Raw genomic sequence first — 24316 nt, forward strand, 5'->3', positions numbered from 1 at the left:
CTCATTCTGTATCATACACATAGATCTAACATATACTTATATATCCTTCAAAATGATGTTCAAAATGGCGGATATATATTTTATTGAAGCGGGATGACACACTGTTGTCACTTCCCGGTTGTATACTATCTGGAGAAAATTAAACCTAAACCGATTTAGCATTATGTCCACCAAAAAAGAAGACCGATTAAAAGCACTCGACACGGCCATGGGTCAGATCGAGAAACAACATGGCAAAGGAACTATCATGAAACTTGGCGGCAATCCCTATAATGAAGTTGACGCCATCTCCACCGGCTCTATTATGGTGGATTATGCACTTGGCGTAAACGGAATACCGCGCGGACGAGTAACGGAAATTTACGGTCCGGAAGCGAGTGGTAAAACCACCCTTGCACTTCAGGTAATCGCACAGGCACAAAAAAAAGGAGGCTACTGCGCGTTTATTGATGCGGAACACGCTTTTGATCCCAAGTATGCAAAAAACCTGGGGATCAATACCGATGAACTGCTCATTTCGCAGCCCGACAGCGGTGAGCAGGCACTTGAAATTACCGAAACGCTGATCCGTTCCGGAGCCCTTGATGTGATCGTTGTAGATTCCGTGGCAGCACTTGTCCCACGCGCTGAGCTGGAAGGCGAAATGGGAGATTCCCACATGGGTCTCCAGGCACGGCTGATGTCGCAGGCGTTACGGAAAATCACCGGGATTGTGAGTAAATCACGCACATCCTGCATCTTTATTAACCAGGTGCGTGAAAAAATTGGCGTGATGTTCGGAAACCCCGAAACAACCACAGGCGGCCGCGCCCTGAAATTCTACAGCTCTGTCCGTATTGATATCCGGCGGATCGGTTCACTGAAAAAAGGCGACGAAGTACTTGGAAACCGCACCAAAGTGAAGATTGTGAAAAATAAAGTGGCTCCTCCTTTCAAAGTTGTTGAGTTTAACATTCTCTACGGTAAAGGTATCTCCAAACTCTCTGAGATTCTGGATCTTGCCGTTGAGTACGACATCATTGAAAAACGCGGAAGCTGGTATCGATATGATGGCGATCCGATCGGCCAGGGTACCGATGCTGCGATGCAGTTCCTGGAGGAAGATCCTGAACTTGCCGACAAAATCGAACAGATTGTCCGTGCCAAACTCATGCCGGAAGAGTTCGACATGCCCGAAAAGGCTGAAAAGGAAGAAAAAAGCAAAGAAAAAGAAACCGCCTGAGATGAGTCCTGATCCGGACAACCCATCTGAACAGCAAAAGAGGGAGCAGATTTTATCGAAGCTCCCTCTTGTTATTTCCTCTGTCTCTCCTCAAAAAAAGAACCCCGACCGCTTCTCTCTCTACCACGAAAAAACATTTTTGATCGGTGTATCTTCTCAGTCAATGCTCGATTTTCAAATAAATAAAGGCATAAAGCTGACGAGAACGCTTTTCATGCAAATTATCGATTCGGAGGAGTATCAAAGTGCGAAAGACCGGGCGTATCGTCTGCTGTCCGGCAGGGATCACGGGGCAGAAGAGTTACGGCGAAAATTAATCAAGAAAGGATTTTCACCCGAAAGTACCCGCCGGGTAATCGATGAGTTTTCTGATAAAAATCTTCTGAATGAACAGACGTATGCAAAGAAGTTTGCCGCCGATAAATTTCAGCTTCGCCAGTGGGGCCCCAAAAAAATTGAAGCTGCGCTCTACAATAAAGGTGTCCCGAAAAACGTGATTCAGGATGTGATACAAAATTTGAAAGCGGATATCGATCAAAAAGATGCCTGTTTAGAACTCGCCCTGAAACGCCGAAAACATTTTCTGAGAGAACCTGACATCTACAAACGTAAACAGAAAATTTTTCGGTACCTTGCCGGAAAAGGGTATTCACCGGATTCCATCCAGCGGTCGCTACCAAAAATAATAGAGCAGCTAAATGCTTAAAAATCTTACGCTTGATAAAGTATTAAAGTCGATTATCGGTCTCACCGGACTGCTTTTGCTCGGTTTGATTGTATATAATTACAGCAATCTTATCGCATATGCGGTTATTGCCATGCTCGTGAGTTATATGCTCGACCCGATCGTAAACCGGCTTCAGGCGGCTGGGATGAACCGCACTGTTGGCACAACCCTTACGCTGGCAACTGTTATTCTTGTGATCGTATGGGGTTCAACTTCAGTGATTCCGATCGTTGCCAACCAGATGGCCAGTCTCGCACGTCAGCTCGATATAGAGAATCTTCGCTTTATCGCCGAACAGATTGAAATGAGCATCATCGGTAATTTCGATTTTCTGCCACAAGGTTTTTTGCGGGATAACATCGCGGTCTTTTCTGATAACTTTTTTAATATGGACCAGTTTTCGAACATTGTAGGTGATGTGATCGGGATTTTCACCAACCTGTTTGCCGCTTTCTTGGTTATTCCTTTTGCCACTTTTTTCTTTCTCAAAGACGGGCATAAAATCCGCCGGGATCTGCTGAAGCTCGTGCCCAACAAATATTTTGAGACTATCCTCAGCCTGGTCGACAAAATTGAAACACGCCTGGGAAAATATTTCAGGAGCGTATTTGTTCAGTGCACGCTTGTAGGGATTGTAAGCTGGCTTGCGCTCTCAGTAGCCGGCCTGAATAATGCGGCTTCTGTGGGTATTGCTATTGGCGTAGCCAACTCTATACCCTATTTCGGTCCGCTCATCGGTTATATTCTATCTATTGTTATTTCCATCATTGAAACGGGTGATTTTTCACTGGTCATTCCGTGTATCATAGCCGTACTTATTGCACAGATACTGGATAATGTGGTTTTGCAGCCGCTCATCTTCTCCAAATCAGCAGACATGCACCCGGTTGCGATTCTGTTTATCATACTCATAGGAGCTCAGACTGCCGGCGTCTTAGGCATGCTGATTGCGATTCCAATCGCTACAATCATCAAAATTTCTATCAATCAGATCTCCTGGAGTTTTAATAACTACAGAATATTCAGGTTGGATCAAACTTCACCGGATCAGCAAACTTCTGCAAATCAGTCTGAATAATCGCCCTTATTTTTTCTATCTTTTGCCCTGTCGCTGAAACCGCATTGATCAGAATTTTTCTGTGCACAAATTACTCTTTTTCGCTTCCGGCTCAGGTACCAATTTTCAGGCTGTAATTGATGCTGTAGAATCCGGATCACTGAATACCAAAATTGTGGGTTTAATTACAAACCGTGAAGATGCCGGGGCAATTCATCGTGCAAAAGATCACAATATTCCGGTTGAGGTGATTCCTTTTTCTAATGAAGATCACTACATACCGAATCTGCTAAAAACAGTAGAAACCTATTCCCCCGATCTGATTGTACTCGCCGGGTATCTCAAAAAAATTCCTGATCCTCTGATAGAAACGTATCGGAACAGAATCATCAATATCCATCCGTCACTGCTACCCAAATATGGCGGAAAAGGATTTTACGGACTGAATGTTCATCGCGCTGTTATTGAAAATCGTGATCCAGTAAGCGGTTGCACCGTCCATTTCGTTAACGAAACCTATGATGACGGTGCCATCATTGATCAGGCAAGTGTTAAAGTTTCCGGTGAAGATAATCCGGAAACACTTGCCAAAAAAATTCTCCGTGAAGAACACAAGCTTCTGCCGGAAAGCATCAAAAAAATACTAACACAAAAACATACCCAGTAACGTGGCCTTAAAACCTCTCGAATCTCTTCCCGAAACTCCGCTCAAAATTAAGCGTGCACTCCTTTCTGTTTCCGATAAAACCGGAATTACCGCTCTTGCCAAAAGCCTTCATGAGCAAAACGTTCAGCTGATCAGCACCGGGGGAACTGCAAAAGCGATTCGTGATGCCGGAATTCCCGTCACTGACGTTAGCAAGATAACCGGCTTTGAGGAGTGTCTTGATGGCCGGGTAAAAACGCTGCACCCGGTGATTCACGGCGGAATTTTGGCCAGAACCAGTCACGCTCCCGACCGTGAAGAACTGGAACGGCTGAATATCAAACCGATTGAATTGGTGGTTGTCAATCTCTATCCATTTGCAGAAACGGTAAAGAAAGAAGGGGTCACTCCTGCCGAAGCCACAGAAAATATTGACATTGGCGGGCCGACCATGATCCGTGCTGCAGCAAAAAACTTTGCCCACGTTACGGTGCTTACATCTCCGAATCAGTATAAAGAGTTTTCGGAAGAGCTTGAGGGTAGTGAAGGAATTTCTTTCCCTTCACGGCGCAAATTTGGCCGCGAAGCATTTGAACATACCGCCGCTTACGATACAGCCATCAGCAATTTTTTTAGTAGGATTGAAGATTTGGAAGTGCCGGGTCAGCTATCCATAGCCCATCAAAAGTCGGGAGATTTGCGTTATGGAGAAAATCCGCATCAAAAAGCAGGCGTATACGGAAACCAGGATCAATTCATAGACTGTTTTCACGGGAAGCAGCTCAGCTACAACAATTATTTGGATGTGGATGCAGCTCTGAAACTGATGGCCGATTTCCCTGAAACTGACACAACCATCGCTATATTCAAGCATACGGTTCCTTGCGGAGTTGGAATATCCGATACGCTTGCCGACGCGTACAAAAAAGCGTTCAGTACGGATACAGTGTCCCCTTTTGGCGGAATTGTGTGCAGCAACAAAACACTGGATATCAACACAGCCAGGGAAATTGATACGATTTTCACGGAAATCATCATGGCTCCGGATTTCACAGAGGAGGCGAGAGAGCTACTCCAACAGAAAAAAAACCGGCGTCTGATTCAAATCAAAAAGTGGCCGGATAGCACTACAGAATTTGCATTTCGATCCATTTTTGGCGGCGCGCTGCTGCAACAGGAGAACCATTTGTTAATCCCGGATCAAAAACTCACGATACCAACCAAGCGGAAACCTACAGACAGTGAACTGAAAAATCTTCACTTTGCCTGGAAAGTTGTGAAACATATTAAATCAAATGGCATTGTATTTGCTAACGATTTAAAGACGATCGGTATTGGAACAGGTCAAACGAGCCGGGTGGACAGTTCCGAAATTGCGATACTAAAAGCTCAGAAAGAAGGTCTTTCGGTTCAGGGATCTGTAGTTGCATCCGATGCTTTTTTCCCTTTTGCAGATGGCGTTGAAGCAGCAGCTGAGGCCGGAGCAACAGCAATTATTCAGCCCGGCGGCAGCATTCGCGATGAAGAAGTTATCAAAGCTGCCGATAAACATAACCTGGCGATGATCTTTACAGGAACACGCCATTTTCGTCATTAAAAAAACAGTGCGGATTTAGGCAAACTATCGTTCGCAAATAGAAGCTCAAACTCGTATTTTCGAGAGTTGATCCTCATAACAAAAAATCTATCTCAATTAGATGTCCGACATTTATACCCAGACAAAAACCAAGACATCAAAAGACCAACGAAAAAAGGGGCTTTTTGATTTTCTATATACAGATATCGCCATAGATCTTGGAACTGCCAATACGCTTATCTACGCAAAAGACCAGGGCATCGTTTTAAATGAGCCTTCAATCGTTGCCCTCAACAACCAGAATACCCCGGTTGCAACCGGCCATGAAGCCCGGCTGATGCACGAAAAAACCCACCGTAACATCCGCACCGTGCGGCCGCTGCGTGATGGAGTCATAGCTGACTTTGAGGTTGCCGAGCAGATGATTCGCGGTATGATTAATAAAGTGAAAGTTAAATGGTACTCCTCTACTCGCCAGATGGTGGTTTGTGTTCCCAGCGGAATTACCGAGGTGGAACGACGTGCCGTGCGCGACAGTGCTGAACACGCAGGTGCAAAAGAAGTGTATCTTGTCGACGAACCGATGGCTGCAGCAATTGGTATTGGACTTGATGTTCATGAACCGGTAGGTAATATGATTGTTGATATCGGGGGCGGAACAACAGAAATTGCGGTTATAGCCCTCTCAGGAATTGTATATGCGCAGTCCGTCCGGCTTGGTGGTGATGAGCTTAATGACGATATCATCAATTATTTCAGACGCAATCACAACCTGTTGATTGGAGAGCGTACCGCTGAAAAAATTAAGTGCGAAATCGGAAGTGCAGCGCCCCTCGACGAAGAGCTTGAAATGATCACCAAAGGTCGCGACCTCGTAAACGGCGTACCGCGCACCCGCCAGGTAACTTCAAAAGATGTACGCGAAGCGATCTCCGAATCCGTTAACACTATTGTGGAGTCGATTACAAAATCGCTCGAGCAGACACCTCCCGAACTCTCCGCAGACATTCTCGATCGTGGAATTATGCTGACCGGTGGCGGTGCTCTCCTCAAAAATCTCGATAAACTGATCATGGAAACAACCGACCTTCCCGTTCATATCGCTGAAGATCCGCTCACAGCAGTGGTACGCGGAACCGGTTCAATTCTTGAAGATCTTGAGTATTACAAAACTGTGGTCTCCTAAATAGCTTTAGTACATAGATGCGACGCTTATCAGACGCGAAAGATTATATTCTGACAGCCATTTTGCTTCTGTTAGCCATCGCCATGATGATTAACAGGCATGATGGAGGTCTGCAAAATGCACGCATCGCATCTATTACCGTTCTCAGTTATCTCGAGCAGCCTCTGTCTGTTATCCGTGTCTATCGCCAGGCACTTACAACCAATACCTATCTGCACCGGCAAAATATTCAGCTTCAGGATGAGCTAAGCAGACTTCGATCAGTTGAAGAGCAAAATCGTATTCTAAGAGATCTGCTGGAATTACGTCAGAATGAATCAAACCCGGTAATTCCGGTACGAATCGTCGCAAAAGACCTCACCGGCCTGAATAATACTCTAACGATAGATGCCGGTACAGATGACGGCGCCAAAGTGGGAATGCCGGTAATAAATTCCGATGGCCTGATCGGACAGATTATTTTGGCAAATCGAAACTTTTCTCAGGTATTACCTTATTCAAATTCACTTTTCAGAGTAAGTGCCAATGTTGCAGAGTCAAGGGCCTATGGGATTGTATCATGGCCTGCCACAATGCATAATGAACTTGTATTGAACCATATTCCACAAACAATTCCGGTATCCGAGGGTGATGTGGTCGAAACCTCTGGATTTAGCAATCAATTTCCCGGTGGCATACCCATTGGTGAAGTGACTGCAATTGAACCGGGAGACGGTATTGAGACCCAAACAATTCGCCTGCGTGCCTTTGCAGATCTTTATACCGCTGCAGAAGCCTTCATAGTTGCTTTTGAGCCCGACAGTCTCATCCAGGAACTCGAAATTGAGCAGCAGGAGTTGTTTTGATCCGATCAGATGTAGTGCGTTTCCTTCTGTTTGGACTGGGGGCTGTTTTCATTCAGGTGGTGCTGTTGCGGCATCTTACTATTTTTAATGCGCAATCCGACCTCGTGCTGATTTTTGTTTTGTGGCTGTGCACAAAGCGCTCAAAAACGGAGGCAATTTTAATTACCGGTTTTGTTGCTTTTTTCCAGGACGCACTCACTGATTTGTGGGGAGTAAATCTTTTTTCAAAAGTTCTTACTGTTTTTATACTACACAACTTTTTAAATCGTACATCAGAAAACAGTTTTCTGGTCTGGCAGATTTTTTTAATCATAGCCGGGGCATCATTATTGCATAATCTTTTCTTTTACATCGTTAGTTCTCTGTCGGGATTATACGCCAGTGAATATGTTGTGGTCAGCCTGCTGATCGTTAGCACTCTGTTCACCGCACTTCTCGGCGGGTTTCTACACCTCGTACGTTCAAGATAACTATGGCAAACAGACTACAAATTCAAAATGTGCAGGCAGCTGTCCGAATATTGCAGGGTATTATTGTAATCGGACTGCTGATTACTCTCGGGCGGGTATTCCAGCTGCAGATTCTGGATTACGAAGAGTATGCTCCGTTAAGCCGTCAGAACAGCATCCGAATGAATGTTGTAAATCCCGCCAGAGGACTTATTCTCGACAGAAACGGCAAAATCATTGTAGAAAACCAGCCAATTTACTCTGTCACCATCACTCCGGCAAAGTTCAAGATGGAAAACCTGGATGTGCTGGCTGAACTGCTCGATATGGAACAGGAACTGGTTCTCGAAAGAATTACGGAAGCGCAGCGCTTTTCATGGCACCGAACATCACGGCTCTTTACCGAGGTTCCTTTTGAAACGTTTTCTGTCATTGAGGAAAATTTGTGGAGATTGCCCGGGATAGGTCATCAAATTGAAAGTAAAAGACATTATCCCCTGAATTTTTCAGCATCGCATATACTCGGCTATCTGCGAGAAGCTTCACCCGAGGATTTTGTTCGGGATGAAACACTCCGGCTCGGTGATCGAGTGGGTAAAAGTGGTATAGAGATGGTTTACGATCAGCATTTGCGCGGAGAAAAAGGAACCCATTATCTCACGGTAAATGCATACGGCCAGGCATTGCGCAGTTACGATAATGGCAACCTGAACAACTCTCCAAAAAAAGGTGCCGATCTGATTACAACCATCGATGCTGACCTTCAGGAGCTGGCCGAAACACTCATGACCCGAATGACCGGCGGCCTGGTTGCGATGGATCCGAATACGGGTGAAATTCTGTCGATTGTAAGTTCTCCAAACTATGACCTTGACCGCCTTGCGGGCAAAATGGATCGTGAATACTGGGCATCTGTAAACAGCGACTCACTCCGCCCGCTTTTTAACCGGGCCATTTCATCACGGCAACCTCCGGGTTCTACTTTTAAGCCGTTTATGGGACTTTACGGCCTGCACACCGGTCTCATCACACCAAGAACCGAGATTGTAAGCACCGGGGCATATCGTCGGGGACGACTTTACGGGGATACTGCCGATCCGGGCGTTTACGATCTGAGAAAAGCTCTGGCTTTATCCAGTAACTACTACTTTTTCTGGATGATGGATGAGATTGCAACAAACGGCGGGCTTGATGATTGGGCAGAAAAAATGAGAGATTTTGGAATGGGCCCAAATAATAATATTGACCTCCCCTTTGAAACCCGGGGCATTATGCCGGATACGGACTACATGGAACGTACTTTCGGTGATCGTTATTGGGGCGTGGGTGACCTGATGAGTCTTGGTATTGGCCAGGGAATGATTTCAGTCTCTCCCTTGCAGATGGCAGTAGCTACATCTGTTCTTGCCAATGGCGGCTACAGAGTTCAGCCCCATATCGTAAAAGAGGTTCATCATAACGATAATACGGTGAACTACACACAACCCTATAAAGATAAAATTGAATGGATTGAACCGTCGTATCTTTCCGCTGTTCACGAGGGAATGCTTGATGTAGTAACAGAAGGCAGCGGCCGATTTTATGCGCAAATACCCGGCATTACCACTGCAGGAAAAACCGGTACATCACAAAATCCGCACGGAAATAATCACGGTTGGTTTATCGCATACGCTCCTGCTGAAAATCCACAAATTGCCGTTGCTGTGTTGACCGAAAATTCAGGATTTGGCTCAATATCTGCAACCCCTGTAGCCTCTCTCCTCATTGAAAAGTACCTGACGGGTGAAATCAACAGAAATCACATACTCGATGTAGTCTTAAATTTCACCCCTCGCCCGTCACGAACTCAGACCCAGGTTCAAAATCAGACACAGCAACAGGCTGAAGAGCAGATTGAAGAAAGTACCGGGGATGTAAACCTACCGGAGGACGGTACAGATGATTAATATTAAGGATTTCAGCTGGTCTGTTATATTCATCTGGCTTGCAATAGCAGCTATTGGTCTTGTGGCAATCTACAGCGCCACCCTTGGCGAAGTTTCTCAATTTTTACCCGCTGCCATTCAGAATAATTTTTTCCGGCAGAGTACCTGGATTGGAATTTCTATTGTAGCCCTCATCACCACCCAGTTCATCTCACCCAGGGCTTTTCAAAGTTTATCCTACGTGATATATGCGATTTGCCTTGTTTTAGCAATCGTTACAATTTTTGTTGGGATTGAAGTTGGGGGCGGCCGTCGCTGGCTTTCCATATTCGGTTTCCGGCTACAGGTTAGTGAATTCCTGAAACTTGCGACTATCCTTGCCGTTGCTAATTACCTCACCCATAAACGAAATATGTCCGTTGGCAACGTGAAGACCGCAATCACAACCGTTGGATTAATCTTGCTGCCGGTAGCCATCATTATTTTGCAGAATGATACCGGAACCGCACTCATTTTACTCACGCTGATTCCAGTTGTACTGTTTTGGTCGGGCTTGCCATACGGTCTCTCACTGCTGATGATCTCACCAGCAATTATCGGCTATTTTTCTGTCATTGGATTAACGTTTGGTGCTATCGCTGCCCTTATTATCACCATTTTTATCTTTTTTCTTCAGCGCCAAAAATGGCTCACCGTATCAGCAGCAATACTTGGACTTCTTGTGGTTGTGGGTACCGAAGTAGCCCTTCAGCAAATTTTACAGCCTCACCAGCGCGCAAGAGTCGAAGCCTTTGTGAATCCGTCGCTTGATCCCCATGGCGCCGGATGGAATGTTCTTCAGGCAAAAACGGCGATCGGATCAGGCGGTTTAAGCGGGAAAGGATTTATGGAGGGAACGCAAACACAGCTCCGGTTTCTTCCGGAACAATGGACGGACTTTGTATACTGTGTAGTTGGCGAAGAATTTGGATTTCTCGGTTCATCACTGCTCATTATCCTCTACGGATTTCTATTCCTAAAGCTGCTTTCAATGGCCGGAGCTCACAAGCATCCTTTTGCCCAACTTGTTTTGGTATGCGTGACCTTTATCTATTTTGCCCACTTTATTGTAAATGTAGGCAGCGCCACGGCTATGCTGCCGATTATGGGAGTTCCGCTGCCGTTCGTGAGTTACGGAGGATCTGCATTTTTAGCCAATACGCTGATGCTTGCCGTCTGTCTGAATCTTGATCTTTATAAACGCTCTTTCAGTATATACCGGTAGTGAAATCGAATTTTCCAGTTTAGCGTTATAGCCAATTTCAATCAATCCGGTTATCCAGATCTCTCATAAACCGATCGATACGGTCTGCATTTACACCGATGTCACTCCGCCCGATTCTCGATTTTGAACGCATATCCACGCGTGTACCGCTGTCGGTTTCAGTAATTCGAAATACCACATCATCTTTAAATCCAAACCAGGCGAGTTTTTCTGTGGCTTCCACACGCCCATCCTGCCGGTTGATACTAACCATATCCCACCCGCGAGAACCGATCAGGCTCACGATCTCGTCAATCACTTCCTGCTTCGGAGTGTTCAGCGTCAGCGGTTGTACATTGGGATACGCCTCACGCTGGGCATCGGCCGACTCTTCCCTGTTGTATTCCGGTGGATTCGGAGCATCAGCCCGCAGCCTGATCAGAGCCACAAATTCAGGCGGAGAATCGATATCTGTAGTAATATCGTGAATCGGCGGCACGCTCTGAGCTTTATACTGCCAGTAGACACCAACTGCAGTCACGCCAAGCGTCAGCAGAAAACCGGTTAGCACCATCGCTTTCGTTTTTATCCGGATCTCTTTCATGAAAAAAAACAGAATCGTTTGTATGGCAAGCAGGCCAATCGCCACATACGCACTGTATCGAAGCAGCGTAAAACCTGTGCCCAACCCCCAAATACCCCATTGATACCCGTATCCGGATAGGATAAAAACAGCTGTAGTTAGCAGCGAGAGATAGAATAATATTTTAGCAAGTCCCCTTTTCATAGCCAGTCTGAATTAATTTGCAGTTCAAATATAGTGTACAACATTTGTATCGGATTTGGAATTCACATCTACAGATTAAAACAAGATTTCAATTAGCCTCCCAACTCATTAACTCTTATTTTGCAAAGTTACATAATTATAAAAAAAACAATCAACACTCAGCATGGAAGGCACCGTACGCGTACGATTTGCACCCTCACCTACCGGATTTCTTCATATTGGCGGATTACGAACCGCTCTTTACAATTATCTCTTTGCCAAACATCATAAAAACGGTTCATTCATCCTCAGAATCGAGGATACCGACCAAAGCCGTTACGTGGAAGAGGCTGAAAGTGATATTATCCGCTCTCTTGAGTGGTGCGGAATTGAAATTGATGAGGGGCCAAAAAACCCTGGTGAATATGGGCCATACCGGCAGAGTGAACGCAAAGATCTGTATCGTAAATACGCAGAACAGCTGATTGAAAGTGGTCACGCTTATTACGCTTTCGATACGACCGACGAACTCGATCAGATGCGTGAGCGGCTTCAAAAATCCGGCAATCCGTCACCAAAGTATGACTCGGTGACCCGTCAGTCTATGAAAAACAGCCTCACCCTTTCGCAGGATGAAGTCACCAAAAGGCTGGAAGAGGGTGATGAGTATGTCGTTCGTCTTAAAGTACCGCGCAGAGAAACGGTGCGTTTTGAGGATATCATCCGGGGACACGTTTCGTTTGAAACCAAAGGGCTTGATGACCAGGTGCTTCTGAAATCAGACGGAATGCCAACCTATCACCTGGCCAATGTTGTGGATGATCACCTGATGAAAATCACGCATGTAATTCGCGGTGAAGAGTGGCTCAGCAGTACGCCGAAGCATATTCTGCTCTATAACGCTTTCGGATGGGATGCTCCTGAAATGGCACACCTGCCTCTGATTATGTCACCCACCGGCGGTAAACTTTCAAAAAGAAAAGCCGAGGAAGAAGGAATTCCGGTGAATACAAAAGATTATATCAAAAACCATTATGAGCCGGAAGCCTTGGTGAATTTCCTTGCCTACCTGGGCTGGAGCCCCGGTGACGACAGCGAAATCCATTCGCTGGATGAGCTTTGTGAGCTCTTTACACTCGACCGTGTAAGTAAAGGCGGCGCTGTGTTTAATCACAAAAAATTACTCTGGTACAACGAGCACTACCTGCGCGAGCAATCAGATGAAGATATTGCCGCTAAAGTCAGGTCAATCGCGTCAGAACAAAAGGTAAAGCTTCCCGACGAGGATTTTCTGATTGAGGCAGTTTCGCTTCTGAAAGACAGGGTCAGCAAGGTGGACGAACTGCTTACCATGGGTGATTTCTTTTTCAAGGATCCGGAGGAGTACGACGAGAAAGCACTGAAGAAATGGAAGAGCGACAGTCCGGCACTGGTTTCTGACTACAGGGATTCAATCTCCGGACTTTCAGAAGATCAGTTTGATGCAGCCACACTCAAATCACATCTTGAAAGTGTGATTGAAAAACATGACGTGGGCTTTGGAAAACTGATGATGCCGCTGCGTATTGCGGTGACGGGACAAGGTTTTGGACCGGATCTTTTTGCTTCCATGGAGCTTCTCGGAAAAGAGATTGTTCTTCGAAGAATTGATACTGCCCTTAATAAGCTGGTATGATCAGCAAAAGGGTTTAATCAACGGTGCGGATACACTGAGCGCGAACATTACACCAAAGGAATGTCTGCGGCACTATTCTAATCTTGCAGTAAGAAGTTAAAGCTTGCGTTCTAACGGTGATACCGCACCGGGACGTGGCAGATGGTGGTACTGAAAATGGATTTCCTTATTGGAGGTCCTTTTTTGATAGCCTCATGATTTACGATTTTTTTTCCTCTCATCTTCTATGCCGCCTTGATAATTACTCTCAAGCCTGCTCATTAATTTCTGCGAACGAAACCCTGTCCTATCGGATCCCGTTTCATGCTCCATAATAGGTAACACAACCATTTCTTGTAATCGGATCAACACCGGTTTTTTTATTTGCTCATCAATCGGGACACAGGATATCACACAGGGTATCGAATATTGCCTGAAACATATTATCTTATAAACTGTTCATTCACATAAAAAGGACTTCTATGAAACTCTTTCTCAAGATTTTAGCCGGTATCCTCATCTTTTTTATCGTGCTGATCATCGGCCTGAATCTCTATTTTACCGATGATCGCCTCAAATCGATGATTTTACCACAGGTTCAGGAGACGGTTGGTACGGACGTGCAGGTCGAACGGATGTCGCTCACTTTTTTCAGAACGTTTCCGCAGTTCGGTGTTGAACTCGACACCTTTGTGCTTCCCGATCCCGACGGTGCACCCGTCGTTACATTTGATCAACTCCTGGTTGGCGTGGAGCTTTTTCCGCTGCTTCGTAATGAAGTTTCCATCTCTCAGCTGCGGATGAACCGTCCCGAGCTTTTTTATCACGTGTATGAAGATGGCACCAGCAATATCGATTTTCTGCTGGAGCTTGCTGATGAAGAGGCAGATCCGGCTGAGGATGAGGACGGATATGCGATCACAATTCCAAGGTTTACAATCGAATCGGGTGCCGTAAATTACAGGGATGATGCTGATACCACCCTCGTAACGCTTTCCGGCCTCGATGCAGATATTTCACTTCGGTTTGATGAGCTCATTGAAAGTATTGTGGATGCGGAACTGCAATCCCTTACGGCATCCGTTGGCGGCACCACCTATATCGATAACCTGGCAATGAGCCTGAACCAGACCTCCACGATTGATCTTGAAAACGAACTTCTCACCCTCACCGAAGGCGTCCTTTCCATCCGCGGACTCGGACTGAACCTTGCCGGAACGGTTTCGCAGTGGAGCAGTGAGGCTCCTATGCTCGATATTCAGTTTAATTCCAGTTCCGAAAACTTTGGTGAACTGCTTCGGCTGGCTCCTCCGGAATATGATGAACAACTTGCCGGACTGGAAACCCGCGGCTCGCTCCAGCTCGAAGGTTCTGTTTCGGGCACGATGACCGAAGATGAACTTCCGCAGTTTGAGTTACTCCTGAACGTTGCCGATGGATATGTTCAAAATCCCGATCTGCCCCAGGCCATCGAAGATATCTTCATCTCCTTAACAGTAAATAACGAGCTTGCAACGCTGAGTGAATTCAACGCCCGCGCTGCCGACAATACTGTCACGGCATCCGGAACCGTTGAGCGTCCGCTTGATGATGACGCCGTATTCTCCATTGCTTTTGACGGGGATGTAGACCTGGCAACCGTGAGCAGTTTCTATCCTATTGAAGAGTTTGGGATTGAGGATCTGAGCGGACTTTTAGCGGCGGATATGACCGCAAACGGACGAATTGATCTTCCGGAAGAGGCTACCTTTTCAGGCAATTTTATTCTCACTGACGGTTCACTGAAATATATTGATGTACCCCGCCCCATTGAGCAGATTAACGCCAGAATTCAGGCCAGTCAGGAGCAGATTTTAATTGATGAATCGGGTTTCAGGGCCGCATCAAACCGGTTCCGGATGAACGGTTCGATAACCAATCCGCTCGATGAGGATACCCGGAGTGTTGATCTCTCAGCTGGATTGAATTTCGACCTCGCAACCATCAAGGAGTTTTACCCGATCGATGAGGATACCCTGGAACTGAGGGGGCAGCTTGATGCGGATGTTACCCTTCGCGGTACAGTGGACCCCGACCAGCCGGAACTTTTGCTGCAGCAAAGCACAATCCAGCTCCGGGATGGCTTTATTGCACATCAATCCATGGGGCAGCCGCTGGAGAATATCACTTTCGAAGCGGAAGCTTCGGGGACCGAGCTTTCCATAAGTACAGCACGCTTTACGACCGGACAAAATTCCCTTTCCATGAACGGTACGGTGCGTCAGTATCTGAGTGATGATCCCGACTTAGATCTTACGATCGACGGTAACGCCGTTTTCAGCGATATCAGTAACTTTTATTCACTCGAACCTTGGATCCAGGAGCTGACCGGTGATGCCGTCATGAACCTGAATGTGCGGGGGCTGGCCGGAGATCCGCAGCAGCTTGCACTGAATGGCTCACTCGAAGTGAGCAATGTGAACGCAACCGGGGATTCTATCCCGCTGCCCATCACCGATCTGAATGGAATTTTAAATATCACTCCGGAGGAGATGAACCTCGAAGAGTTTGTGATGAACTACGGCTCATCCGATATCGGGCTGGAAGGAAGAGTCCGGAATTACCTCGGTTTTCTTGAAGAGAATCACAACGATACATCCACCATGCCCTCGATTACCGGTTCGTACAGGAGTCAGCTTTTGGATATGGATGAAATGATCGACTGGGATGAGGAGGCCGATCCCACTGAGCCGATTCCGATCGAGCTGCCCAATATTGTATCAGAGGTAACCGCACAGATCGACCGGCTGATCTTTTTCGGAATCTCCATCACCGACATTACCGGGTCAGGCCGAACCACACCTGACCAGATTATACTTGATGAAGCCGACGCCTCACTATTTGACGGAACAGCGACCGGCCGGATGGTCTGGAATGTGCCGGGACCGGATCGAACAGACATCTCATTTGAGGGAAGTCTGGAAGGACTGACCGCCGAGGCTTTTTTCAGGGATACCGGCTTTTTAGGTGAAAACAGTACATTCCATGAATATGTAAGCGGTGAATTCAGCACCGATATCTCCTATTTCACGGAGATGGATGAAACGGTAACTCCCGATCTGACCACAACAAATTCCAGCGGTACTTTTGGGATGACCCGTGCACGTCTTCGCGGCCATCCAATCCAGGAGAGAGTCGCTGATTTGTTTAATGTGAGTGAATTCAGAAATCTCGCCCTGGACGAGTGGACCGCAACATTTTCGATTCAGGACACAGTTCTCACGTTTGAAGATTTCAGGCTGACAAGCGAAAACATTGGCCTGGAACTGGAGGGAACTCAGCATATGATTACCGACCGGATCAATTTCCGGGCGACCATGCTGCTTCCGGAGCGATTCAAGCGGGGTATTGCAAGTGTAATTTCTGAACGAGCTGCCAATGCACTGCAAACAGAAGACGGAACCCTTGCCGTGCCGATTCTTATCACCGGAACAGCCTCGAATCCACAGGTTCGTCCGGATACCAGTGTCATTGAAGATATCATCCGTGATGCTGTCCGTGACGGCGCCGGCGATGTGCTGAGGCGTTTGTTTGGAGGGTAGAATTTTATAATGGGAGGCTCAATCAGCCTCCCAATTTTATCCCTGTATCCGATATTATGATGGCTAATCTCATCCTGATTATTCTCCTAAAATCTTGCATCGATTACCTCAGAACTTTCCCTTCTGCTTTTGTATTTTAGGTCTTCAATTTTAATCAATCCGCTATATGAACAGCAGTAATCATCTGACCTGGGGGCCAAGCCCCGAAATTTTCACCATTCCCGAATTTTATCTCCCCTTTTCAGTATCCATATTCGGCCTGATTTTAACCGCAATTCTCTTCTACCTTGGCTGGCAGAAAATAAAACCGCCAAAAGGCGAACATATGGAGGAGCCCTGGAAAGGTTGGGCGCTTGGTGCCGTAGCCTTTATCGTGGGGCAAATTCCGTTTCTTTTTATCGGCTCGCCCACACTTGATACCATCGGGCCGCTTGAACCGCGATGGTACGGCCTGTTGTTTGCTTCTGCGTTTATTTTCGGGTACATGATAACCTACCGGATGTTCAGCATTGCAGGGCGTTCGCAGGAGGATATGGACCGTCTGCTGATCTATGTGCTGATTGCCACCGTCATTGGGGCACGGCTGGGGCACGTTATCTTTTACGATCTCGACTATTACATGCGAAATATTCACCTGGTTCCACAGGTATGGACCGGCGGACTTGCCAGTCACGGCGCCGCTATTGGAATTATTATTGCGATGTATCTTTACGTTAAAAAAACACCCGGCATGACCTTTTTCTGGCTGGCCGATCGCGTAGTGCCTGCCGTTGCGATTGGCGGAATGTTCATCCGGATCGGAAATTTTATGAACTCCGAAATCCTGGGGAAAGCCTCCGATCTTCCGTGGGCCGTCATTTTTGAAGTATCCCCTCATCTGACAGCAACGGAACGGGCCATCCCGCGCCATCCTTCCATGCTTTATGAAGCTCTTCTCTGCCTTGTTGTGTTAGGTGTGCTCTGGTCGATTTATAAGAAATATCAAAACAGACCCCCTGAAGGTTCACTCTTTGCCACATTTCTTGTGATGCTCTTTACCGGTCGATTTCTGATCGAATTCACCAAACTTGCCCACTCCGATATTGAAGCAACCTGGACGCTGAATATGGGGCAATGGCTCAGTATTCCGCTCGTAGCTTATGGAATCTGGGTGCTTGTGAAGCAGGTGAATTGGAGTAAGCAGGGAAAGTAGGTGTGAGATATGAGGCAATTGATATAAGAGAAGGGAAAAGTGAGAAGTGAGAAGTGAGATTTTGTCTCAAATCTCACTTCTCTTGTCTTAATTCTCCTGCCTAAAACTGGAACTGAAAGTTTGCAGCAAGTCCGAAGCTTTCATCACCGTCTCCAGTCAAACCAAGCGCATTTAGCTGAACGCTGATCAACGAAGTTACCTGGCGGTTCCAGCCCAGAATAAACAACTGGGTAGACGAATCGATTTCGTTATATCCGATATGATCCACACGTGCAAGCAGTTCATCTCTGTCCGTTACTTTGTTACCGATCGTTACATACGCACCGGTGATGGTTTCATCACCCACACCCGGGGTATCAAAGGAGGTCATCAACAGTTCTGCAGCGCCAAACCAGCTTTCGCTGTCGTACTTGGCAAACGCGCCGTAAATCAGACGGTCTTCCCTGGAAGTGAGTCCCGAATTGCCAACTGAGGCACCCTGAGTAGTGTTTAATGCACCATTCGCACCCCAATAGAGTGACCGGTTGTTGCCCATATCCACGTTGTATCCAAATTTTGCGAGATACATAAACCGATCATCATTGTTCAGGCTGTATCCCGTTCCGTTAAATATCGCTATGTTGTAATCGAAATTATCAAAATTACCGGATGCGGAGACCCCGACCTCTCGTGTATTCAGCATCACACCAATCAGCCGTGCACGGCTTATAAAATCGGTACGGCCGGGATTAGGTGCCAGGTCGAGCCCGATATCCGGCTTCTGAAGACCGGATTTGATGTAGAATTGTTCAGATGACCTGTAACCCACTGCCGCATCTACCACGCTTGATGTTCGGCGAAAATCCATCTGCAGAACATAATCAAAGCCGCCGTCAATGGCCCCGCCAAATCGCAAACGGGTAGCGCCAAGTCCGAATCGCCGGCCGCCGTTGAAACCATCGTCAGTCAGTGAAAAATTTGCGGTTGATTGAAGAAGAAGCCCAACATTAAACGGTTCGCTTTTTAGCAGATTCTGCATTTCGTTTGTTAATGGTTCCTGATCCTGGGCCTGTACCGTTCCAAACGACAAAACCATTACCAGGATGAATAAAATTATACCACGCATGCTATTTTGTATCATGATCACATTTGCTTTTAGATAACCGGTATTTCTTCCGGTTAATTTAGTTTTATTTAAAGTAGAAGATCCCTTCCGGGAACTTCATTTGATAGCTCCGATTACTGATATCCATATCTAAACATTGGCGCCAATATAGCCATGAATGAAGAAGATCTCAGGAAAAAAGGAAAATTGATCTACAATTAGATTCTGTAATGAGTGTATCGTACCTTTGGTCAAATTTCTTAACCTGTTGAGCAGAGTAAATCCTATGAAGAAAATCTCCTTTGGAACAGATGGCTGGCGCGCCATTATCGCTGATGATTACACATTCGAAAACCTGACCATCGTTGCACAGGCAACTGCGCGCTGGATCACCGAGGAAAACATCACCTCAAACGGCGTAGTTATCGGCTACGATGCCCGTTTTATGGGGCGTGAGTTTGCCGAGCATACCGCCGCCGTTTTTTGTGCGATGGAAGTGCCGGTTCGCCTCTCTTCGTCCATCTCCCCCACGCCGGCAATAAGCTGGGCTGCAAAACATTACGATGCCGTAGGAATTGTGATTACTGCCAGCCATAATCCACCCAATTATAACGGGTTTAAAATTAAAGCTCCGTTTGGAGGATCGGCAACTCCGGATCAGATTGCAGGCGTTGAATCCCGTCTTTATCAGGAGGAATCAGTTCCGAATATTCCATCGTTCAAAAGCTGTCTGAAAGCCGGCATTATCCGTGAAATTACGGTGACTGAGCAGTACCTGAATGTACTTCGGGAAAAAATTGATATTGAAGCTATAAAAAAGAGCGGCATCCGAATTGGCCATGATCCAATGTTTGGATCGGGGATGGGAGCAATCAAAAAACTACTCGGCGAGCAGGTATTTGAACTCCACGGAGAGGTGAATCCATCGTTCAAGGGAATTCCGCCTGAACCGATCGAAAAAAATCTGGCGGAGTTTTCTGAGTTCATTCCCAAGAACAACTGCCAGATAGGGATTGCAAATGACGGCGATGCAGACCGGATTGCATTGTTTGATGAAAACGGCACATTTGTAGATTCTCATCGCATTCTGAGTCTGCTCGTCAAATATCTCCACAAAGAAAAAGGACTTTCAGGCACCATCGTTAAAACATTTTCAACTACGGATATGCTCAACAAACAGGCCAGCGAATACGGCCTGCCGATTGAAGTAACCCCGATCGGTTTTAAATATATTGCCGAGCTTATTGTGAACGGAGATGTGATTGTGGGCGGTGAAGAATCGGGCGGACTTTCCGTGAAAGGGCATCTCCCGGAGCGGGACGGACTTTACATCGGCCTGCTGATGACCGAAATGATGGTAAAATCAGGAAAAAAACTGAGCGAGCTGGTGCAGGAGCTGTTTGATGAATTTGGTGATCACGCCTACTATCGCAATGATCTTCACACCGAAGAATCCAAAAAACAGGCAATGATTAAACATTGCAAAGATAAGAAACTCACCAAAATTGACGGAAAGAACGTAACTGAATGGCAGTTTACGGACGGCATCAAACAGATTTTGGAAGATGGATCCTGGCTGCTGGTTCGTCCTTCAGGCACAGAGCCGGTACTCCGAATCTACGCGGAAGCGCCTTCGGCTGAACAGGCAAAAGCAATGGTTGAGGATGTGACGCAGATGGTGGATCAGTTTTAGTTCGTGAGTGAAAAAGTGAAAAAGAAAAAGTTTTGACTAAGCCAATGCTCCGTTGAGTAAGTAATATTTTAGAAGGGATTAGACGGGAGGCAGATGACGGAGGCCCGGATTTTGGTGATTGCTCGTGCCGTTGTAACAGACTCCTGAATTCGACTTAAGGATAATCAAAGATTGTGCTGGATAACTTTGGGCAAATGCATCTGAGATCACTTTTTGATAGATCAGCTTTTCTCAACAATTTTCGATGAAATTGACTCTTTTAACACCCTTGCTTATCAGCGCGCATAAACTGCCAGGTAAATAATTGCTTCTCATTCTTACCTGATTGCCATCGATGTATTGATCAAACAGGTCATGAAACTAATCATGATTAGATATCTCTAATAAAATAATAGCCTGCTATTAAATTGATTAAAATAGAATGTTGCATTAATTGTTTATGAAAACACATTATACAGGTATTGTATTAAAATGACTGTAACCGAAATTGCATCAAATTTCGCGTTGAAACATCGACTTTTGCAATATTAATTTCTGACTAACAATTTAATGAATCAGATATAGTGTTAATCATATCTAAATCATAAAACAGGGTTTAAGATACCCTCAGTTACTGTTTTCTCACTGATATTTAGCTACACAACTCTGGATTTAAACCATAAATGAAACCTTCTTTTTTGTTGAGATTTATCTCTTCGAAAAAAATTCAACGAGCGATGCAATAGTACTCAGTTTTTAAATATGTGGTGTAAAGGCCATGAAAAAATTCCAGATTACTCTCCTGATATTTGCCCTGGCTATTTCTATGGGGTGCGATTCAGGTCCATCATCATTTGAGGATTCAATCCCTGTTTACTCATTGGAAACCACTTTAATTCCGGAAGGGAGTGGCTCCGTACATCCATCTGGCGGAGAATATTCCTCTCGCGACAGAATTGAAATTGAAGCACAACCTGCAGAAGGCTTTGTTTTTTTGAAATGGGATGGCGACATCACAGGCAACATCAATCCCGAATTACTTTTATTTGATTCAGATAAAAATGTGAGGGCTCACTTCACTGAAAGAGATTATACCCTGAATATTGAAATTAGCGGAGAGGGTTTTATACGGGAGACAGTTATAGAAGCTGGTTCAGATGCTAACGAAGACTCTTTGAGCACATCCGGCAGGAAAGTACGATTGGAAGCCGTAGCTGCAGAAGACTGGATTTTTGATCATTGGGAAGGGGATTTAACGGGTACTGAAAATCCCGAACTAATTTCTGTTGACGAAGAAAAGAGTATTACTGCTGTTTTTGATCGAAGCTTGTCCAATGGCTACACAATAACAATCAATACCGAAGGTGAAGGTACGGTAGAGAGAGATCCTAACAGAGATAATTTTGTTGATGGAGATGTAGTCTTATTGACAGCTTTACCCGAGTCTGGCTGGACATTTTTTGAATGGCAGGGTGATTTATCAGGGGATCAACCATCACAGGAAATCACTATTTCAGATAACGTTGAAGCAACTGCCATTTTCCGTGAATTTACCAGTCCTCTACTCAATATAACTGAGCAACCCTCTACAGGTGAAGCAGGCAGCAGAATTTCACCATATCCTGCAGTGAAATTAACAGACAATCTGGGTGATCCTGTTCAAGAGGCGACAATTCATGTCTCATTAAACCAACACTCTTTTAACTCCCCGAGTACAACTGAAGTCATAACTGACGAGAATGGTATAGCCACTTTTGATAATCTCATCATAGAAAGGGCTTCAAGCGATTACAGCCTTTCTTTCAGCACTGATGATTCCGATGTTCAAACAACACATTCAAATTCATTTGAAATAGTTGCAGCAGAAGCTGATCCTCAAACGAGCAGAGCCGAGATTAATGAAGAAGGTTCAGTTGGAGAATCAGTAGATATTACGATCATATTAGAAGATAGTTTTGGAAATAAAGTTAAAGATGCCGCCAATAGTCTTTCGGTTGAAGTAAGTGGTGTCAATAGTGCAACACCTTCGGTATCTGAGGCTGGAGATGGCCGTTACGAGACAAGTTACACACCCTCTCACTCAGGTACTGATTTGGTATCTGTAAGGCTCAATGGAAATCAATTATCAGATAGTCCTTATTCCATTGATATTCGTGCCGGATCCCCTTCAGAAATTATTATTACTCAGCAACCAGGGAACGTCACTGCCGGCTCTGCAATATCCTCTGCTCCGGCTGTACGTGTAGTTGATGGTTTTGGGAACGCACTTGAAGATGTAGATGTGCTTGTTAGATTGAACGAAAATACATTTAGCGGTTCCAGCTCTACAACCGCAGTTACGAACAGCAGCGGGGTAGCGCAATTTAGTAATTTGATCATTTATACAGCTGGGTCAGATTATGCTCTGATATTTCAGATTGATGACTTGCGTACAACCTCAAATTCGTTCGACGTGCTGGCTGCATCAGCTGATATGTCCACGAGCAGTGCAGATGTACCCAATGGAACTACCGGTGAGGAAACCACGATTACGATTACCCTGCTTGATCGCTTTGAAAATGCCATTTCTGGCGCAGAAGATGATCTTTCTGTCGACGTCAGAAGAACAAATCTGAGAAATCTATCTGTCGATTCATCGGAAAATGCAGGAGTATACTTTGCAATATATGTACCGGTTAGCAAAGGATCTGACCAGGTAAACGCCTGGTTCAACGGGGCACGTTTAGGTGAGAGCCCCTACACAAGCATCGTATCTCCAGCAGAGGCCAGTCCATTTAATTCCTCCGTTACAGCTTCACCGGAAGTCCTTCAATCGGGTGAAACATCCGTAGTGACAGTTGAATTACGAGATGACTATGGAAACCCAATCGGTGGATTAGAAAATGTAGATTTTAATATAAATCTGGACGGAAATGCATCTGCCGGGTCAATCACTGAATCATCAACTCCCGGAACATACAGCTTTAACATATCAAGTATCTCTGTAGGTGTTGTAGCAGTAAGTATCTCAGCAAATGGAGTTTTACTTGATGATTCTCCGGTCATCACATTTGAACCTGGTAATCCCAGTGAAATGACTATAGTGGTTGAACCTGAAGATTCCCGAAGCGGGCAACCTATTGAAGGCCCGCCAACCGTTCGTGTCACTGACACGTATGGCCATAACATACCTGGTGTAATAGTTAGGGTACGGGAACTTGGAGGAAATGAATTTTCGAGTGGAAATCTCGAAGTAGCTACGAATCAGTCAGGTCTCGCTGTTTTCGATGATCTTGTAATCGAAACGAACATAAGGTGGTTTAACCTCGTTTTTTCGGTTGATGGCATTCGGGACGAAGTTTCTGACCGCTTCCGTGTATCTTCCGTTAACAGAAGTTCCGGAAATTAGAATAGAAGTTAGAAGGAAAAAATAAGAAGGGAATTGACGGGGGACCGGAGTTTGTTTGAAAACCGATAACAGAAGATGATTTTTTTCTGGGTAGTGCAAATTA

The 24316-nt window shown here is 45.7% G+C and carries 17 protein-coding genes; 15 read left to right on the forward strand and 2 right to left on the reverse strand.

Annotated features, from left to right (window positions below; all coding sequences use genetic code 11):
• Positions 1-163: 163 nt before the first annotated feature.
• The 10 genes from recA (at position 164) to DYD21_RS12735 (ending at position 10897) form a co-directional block, all read left to right on the forward strand.
• Entirely contained in the window at positions 164-1222 is a 1059-nt protein-coding gene (gene recA, locus DYD21_RS12690; RefSeq protein ID WP_116037366.1) for a recombinase RecA, read from the forward strand.
• A gap of 1 nt (position 1223) precedes the next feature.
• Entirely contained in the window at positions 1224-1928 is a 705-nt protein-coding gene (locus DYD21_RS12695; RefSeq protein ID WP_116037367.1) for a regulatory protein RecX, read from the forward strand.
• Positions 1921-3027, forward strand: a complete 1107-nt coding sequence (locus tag DYD21_RS12700) for an AI-2E family transporter (RefSeq protein WP_116037368.1) — start codon at positions 1921-1923, stop codon at positions 3025-3027. The genes DYD21_RS12695 and DYD21_RS12700 overlap by 8 nt, the downstream gene beginning before the upstream one ends.
• 61 nt (positions 3028-3088) lie before the next feature.
• Positions 3089-3673 carry a phosphoribosylglycinamide formyltransferase gene (gene purN / locus DYD21_RS12705; protein WP_116037369.1) on the forward strand — a complete coding sequence of 195 codons (585 nt, stop codon included), beginning with the start codon at positions 3089-3091 and terminating at the stop codon, positions 3671-3673.
• A 1-nt stretch (position 3674) separates the two neighbouring features.
• Positions 3675-5249, forward strand: coding sequence for a bifunctional phosphoribosylaminoimidazolecarboxamide formyltransferase/IMP cyclohydrolase (gene purH, locus DYD21_RS12710; protein ID WP_116037370.1), 1575 nt, complete (start codon positions 3675-3677; stop codon positions 5247-5249).
• A gap of 100 nt (positions 5250-5349) precedes the next feature.
• Positions 5350-6414, forward strand: coding sequence for a rod shape-determining protein (locus DYD21_RS12715; protein ID WP_116037371.1), 1065 nt, complete (start codon positions 5350-5352; stop codon positions 6412-6414).
• A 17-nt stretch (positions 6415-6431) separates the two neighbouring features.
• Complete coding sequence (gene mreC, locus DYD21_RS12720) at positions 6432-7259, forward strand: rod shape-determining protein MreC (RefSeq protein WP_116037372.1); 828 nt, start codon at positions 6432-6434, stop codon at positions 7257-7259.
• A complete protein-coding gene (gene mreD / locus DYD21_RS12725; RefSeq protein ID WP_116037373.1) occupies positions 7256-7729 on the forward strand; it encodes a rod shape-determining protein MreD in 474 nt (157 codons plus the stop codon). Before mreC ends, mreD begins: the two co-directional genes overlap by 4 nt.
• A 2-nt stretch (positions 7730-7731) precedes the next feature.
• Positions 7732-9654, forward strand: a complete 1923-nt coding sequence (gene mrdA, locus DYD21_RS12730; RefSeq protein ID WP_116037374.1) for a penicillin-binding protein 2 — start codon at positions 7732-7734, stop codon at positions 9652-9654.
• Positions 9647-10897, forward strand: coding sequence for an FtsW/RodA/SpoVE family cell cycle protein (locus tag DYD21_RS12735; RefSeq protein ID WP_116037375.1), 1251 nt, complete (start codon positions 9647-9649; stop codon positions 10895-10897). Before mrdA ends, DYD21_RS12735 begins: the two co-directional genes overlap by 8 nt.
• 37 nt (positions 10898-10934) lie before the next feature.
• On the opposite strand, the gene DYD21_RS12740 is transcribed toward DYD21_RS12735, so the two are convergent.
• Positions 10935-11663, reverse strand: coding sequence for a DUF1499 domain-containing protein (locus tag DYD21_RS12740; RefSeq protein ID WP_116037376.1), 729 nt, complete (start codon positions 11661-11663; stop codon positions 10935-10937).
• A gap of 163 nt (positions 11664-11826) precedes the next feature.
• On the opposite strand from DYD21_RS12740, the gene gltX reads away from it, so the two are divergent.
• The 3 genes from gltX to lgt all read left to right on the forward strand — a co-directional run bounded on the left by gltX (position 11827) and on the right by lgt (position 18069).
• Entirely contained in the window at positions 11827-13317 is a 1491-nt protein-coding gene (gene gltX, locus DYD21_RS12745; protein ID WP_116037377.1) for a glutamate--tRNA ligase, read from the forward strand.
• A gap of 461 nt (positions 13318-13778) precedes the next feature.
• A complete protein-coding gene (locus tag DYD21_RS12750) occupies positions 13779-16877 on the forward strand; it encodes an AsmA-like C-terminal region-containing protein (protein WP_116037378.1) in 3099 nt (1032 codons plus the stop codon).
• A 166-nt stretch (positions 16878-17043) separates the two neighbouring features.
• Positions 17044-18069 carry a prolipoprotein diacylglyceryl transferase gene (lgt, locus tag DYD21_RS12755; RefSeq protein ID WP_199535537.1) on the forward strand — a complete coding sequence of 342 codons (1026 nt, stop codon included), beginning with the start codon at positions 17044-17046 and terminating at the stop codon, positions 18067-18069.
• A 100-nt stretch (positions 18070-18169) separates the two neighbouring features.
• Here the strand turns inward: lgt and DYD21_RS12760 are convergent, their stop codons facing one another.
• On the reverse strand, positions 18170-19189 hold the full coding sequence (locus DYD21_RS12760) for a porin (protein WP_116037379.1): 1020 nt from the start codon (positions 19187-19189) through the stop codon (positions 18170-18172).
• Positions 19190-19439: 250 nt separating this feature from the next.
• Between DYD21_RS12760 and DYD21_RS12765 the strand changes: the two genes are divergently transcribed.
• Both DYD21_RS12765 and DYD21_RS12770 read left to right on the forward strand, forming a co-directional pair.
• Positions 19440-20846 (forward strand): phosphoglucomutase/phosphomannomutase family protein, encoded by a 1407-nt coding sequence (locus DYD21_RS12765; protein ID WP_116037380.1) that lies wholly within the window; start codon positions 19440-19442, stop codon positions 20844-20846.
• Between the two features lie 757 nt (positions 20847-21603).
• On the forward strand, positions 21604-24213 hold the full coding sequence (locus tag DYD21_RS12770) for a filamin/ABP280 repeat domain-containing protein (protein ID WP_116037381.1): 2610 nt from the start codon (positions 21604-21606) through the stop codon (positions 24211-24213).
• Positions 24214-24316: the final 103 nt, after the last annotated feature.

Origin of the sequence: Rhodohalobacter sp. SW132 (assembly GCF_003390325.1) — a bacterium.
GTDB lineage: Bacteria > Bacteroidota > Rhodothermia > Balneolales > Balneolaceae > SW132.

Coding starts and splice junctions, on each gene's coding strand:
- recA (WP_116037366.1), top strand. CDS start 164: ATGTCCACCAAAAAAGAAGACCGATTAAAAGCACTCGACACGGCCATG.
- DYD21_RS12695 (WP_116037367.1), top strand. CDS start 1,224: ATGAGTCCTGATCCGGACAACCCATCTGAACAGCAAAAGAGGGAGCAG.
- DYD21_RS12700 (WP_116037368.1), top strand. CDS start 1,921: ATGCTTAAAAATCTTACGCTTGATAAAGTATTAAAGTCGATTATCGGT.
- DYD21_RS12715 (WP_116037371.1), top strand. CDS start 5,350: ATGTCCGACATTTATACCCAGACAAAAACCAAGACATCAAAAGACCAA.
- mreC (WP_116037372.1), top strand. CDS start 6,432: ATGCGACGCTTATCAGACGCGAAAGATTATATTCTGACAGCCATTTTG.
- mrdA (WP_116037374.1), top strand. CDS start 7,732: ATGGCAAACAGACTACAAATTCAAAATGTGCAGGCAGCTGTCCGAATA.
- DYD21_RS12735 (WP_116037375.1), top strand. CDS start 9,647: ATGATTAATATTAAGGATTTCAGCTGGTCTGTTATATTCATCTGGCTT.
- DYD21_RS12740 (WP_116037376.1), bottom strand. CDS start 11,663: ATGAAAAGGGGACTTGCTAAAATATTATTCTATCTCTCGCTGCTAACT.
- gltX (WP_116037377.1), top strand. CDS start 11,827: ATGGAAGGCACCGTACGCGTACGATTTGCACCCTCACCTACCGGATTT.
- DYD21_RS12750 (WP_116037378.1), top strand. CDS start 13,779: ATGAAACTCTTTCTCAAGATTTTAGCCGGTATCCTCATCTTTTTTATC.
- lgt (WP_199535537.1), top strand. CDS start 17,044: ATGAACAGCAGTAATCATCTGACCTGGGGGCCAAGCCCCGAAATTTTC.
- DYD21_RS12760 (WP_116037379.1), bottom strand. CDS start 19,189: ATGATACAAAATAGCATGCGTGGTATAATTTTATTCATCCTGGTAATG.
- DYD21_RS12765 (WP_116037380.1), top strand. CDS start 19,440: ATGAAGAAAATCTCCTTTGGAACAGATGGCTGGCGCGCCATTATCGCT.
- DYD21_RS12770 (WP_116037381.1), top strand. CDS start 21,604: ATGAAAAAATTCCAGATTACTCTCCTGATATTTGCCCTGGCTATTTCT.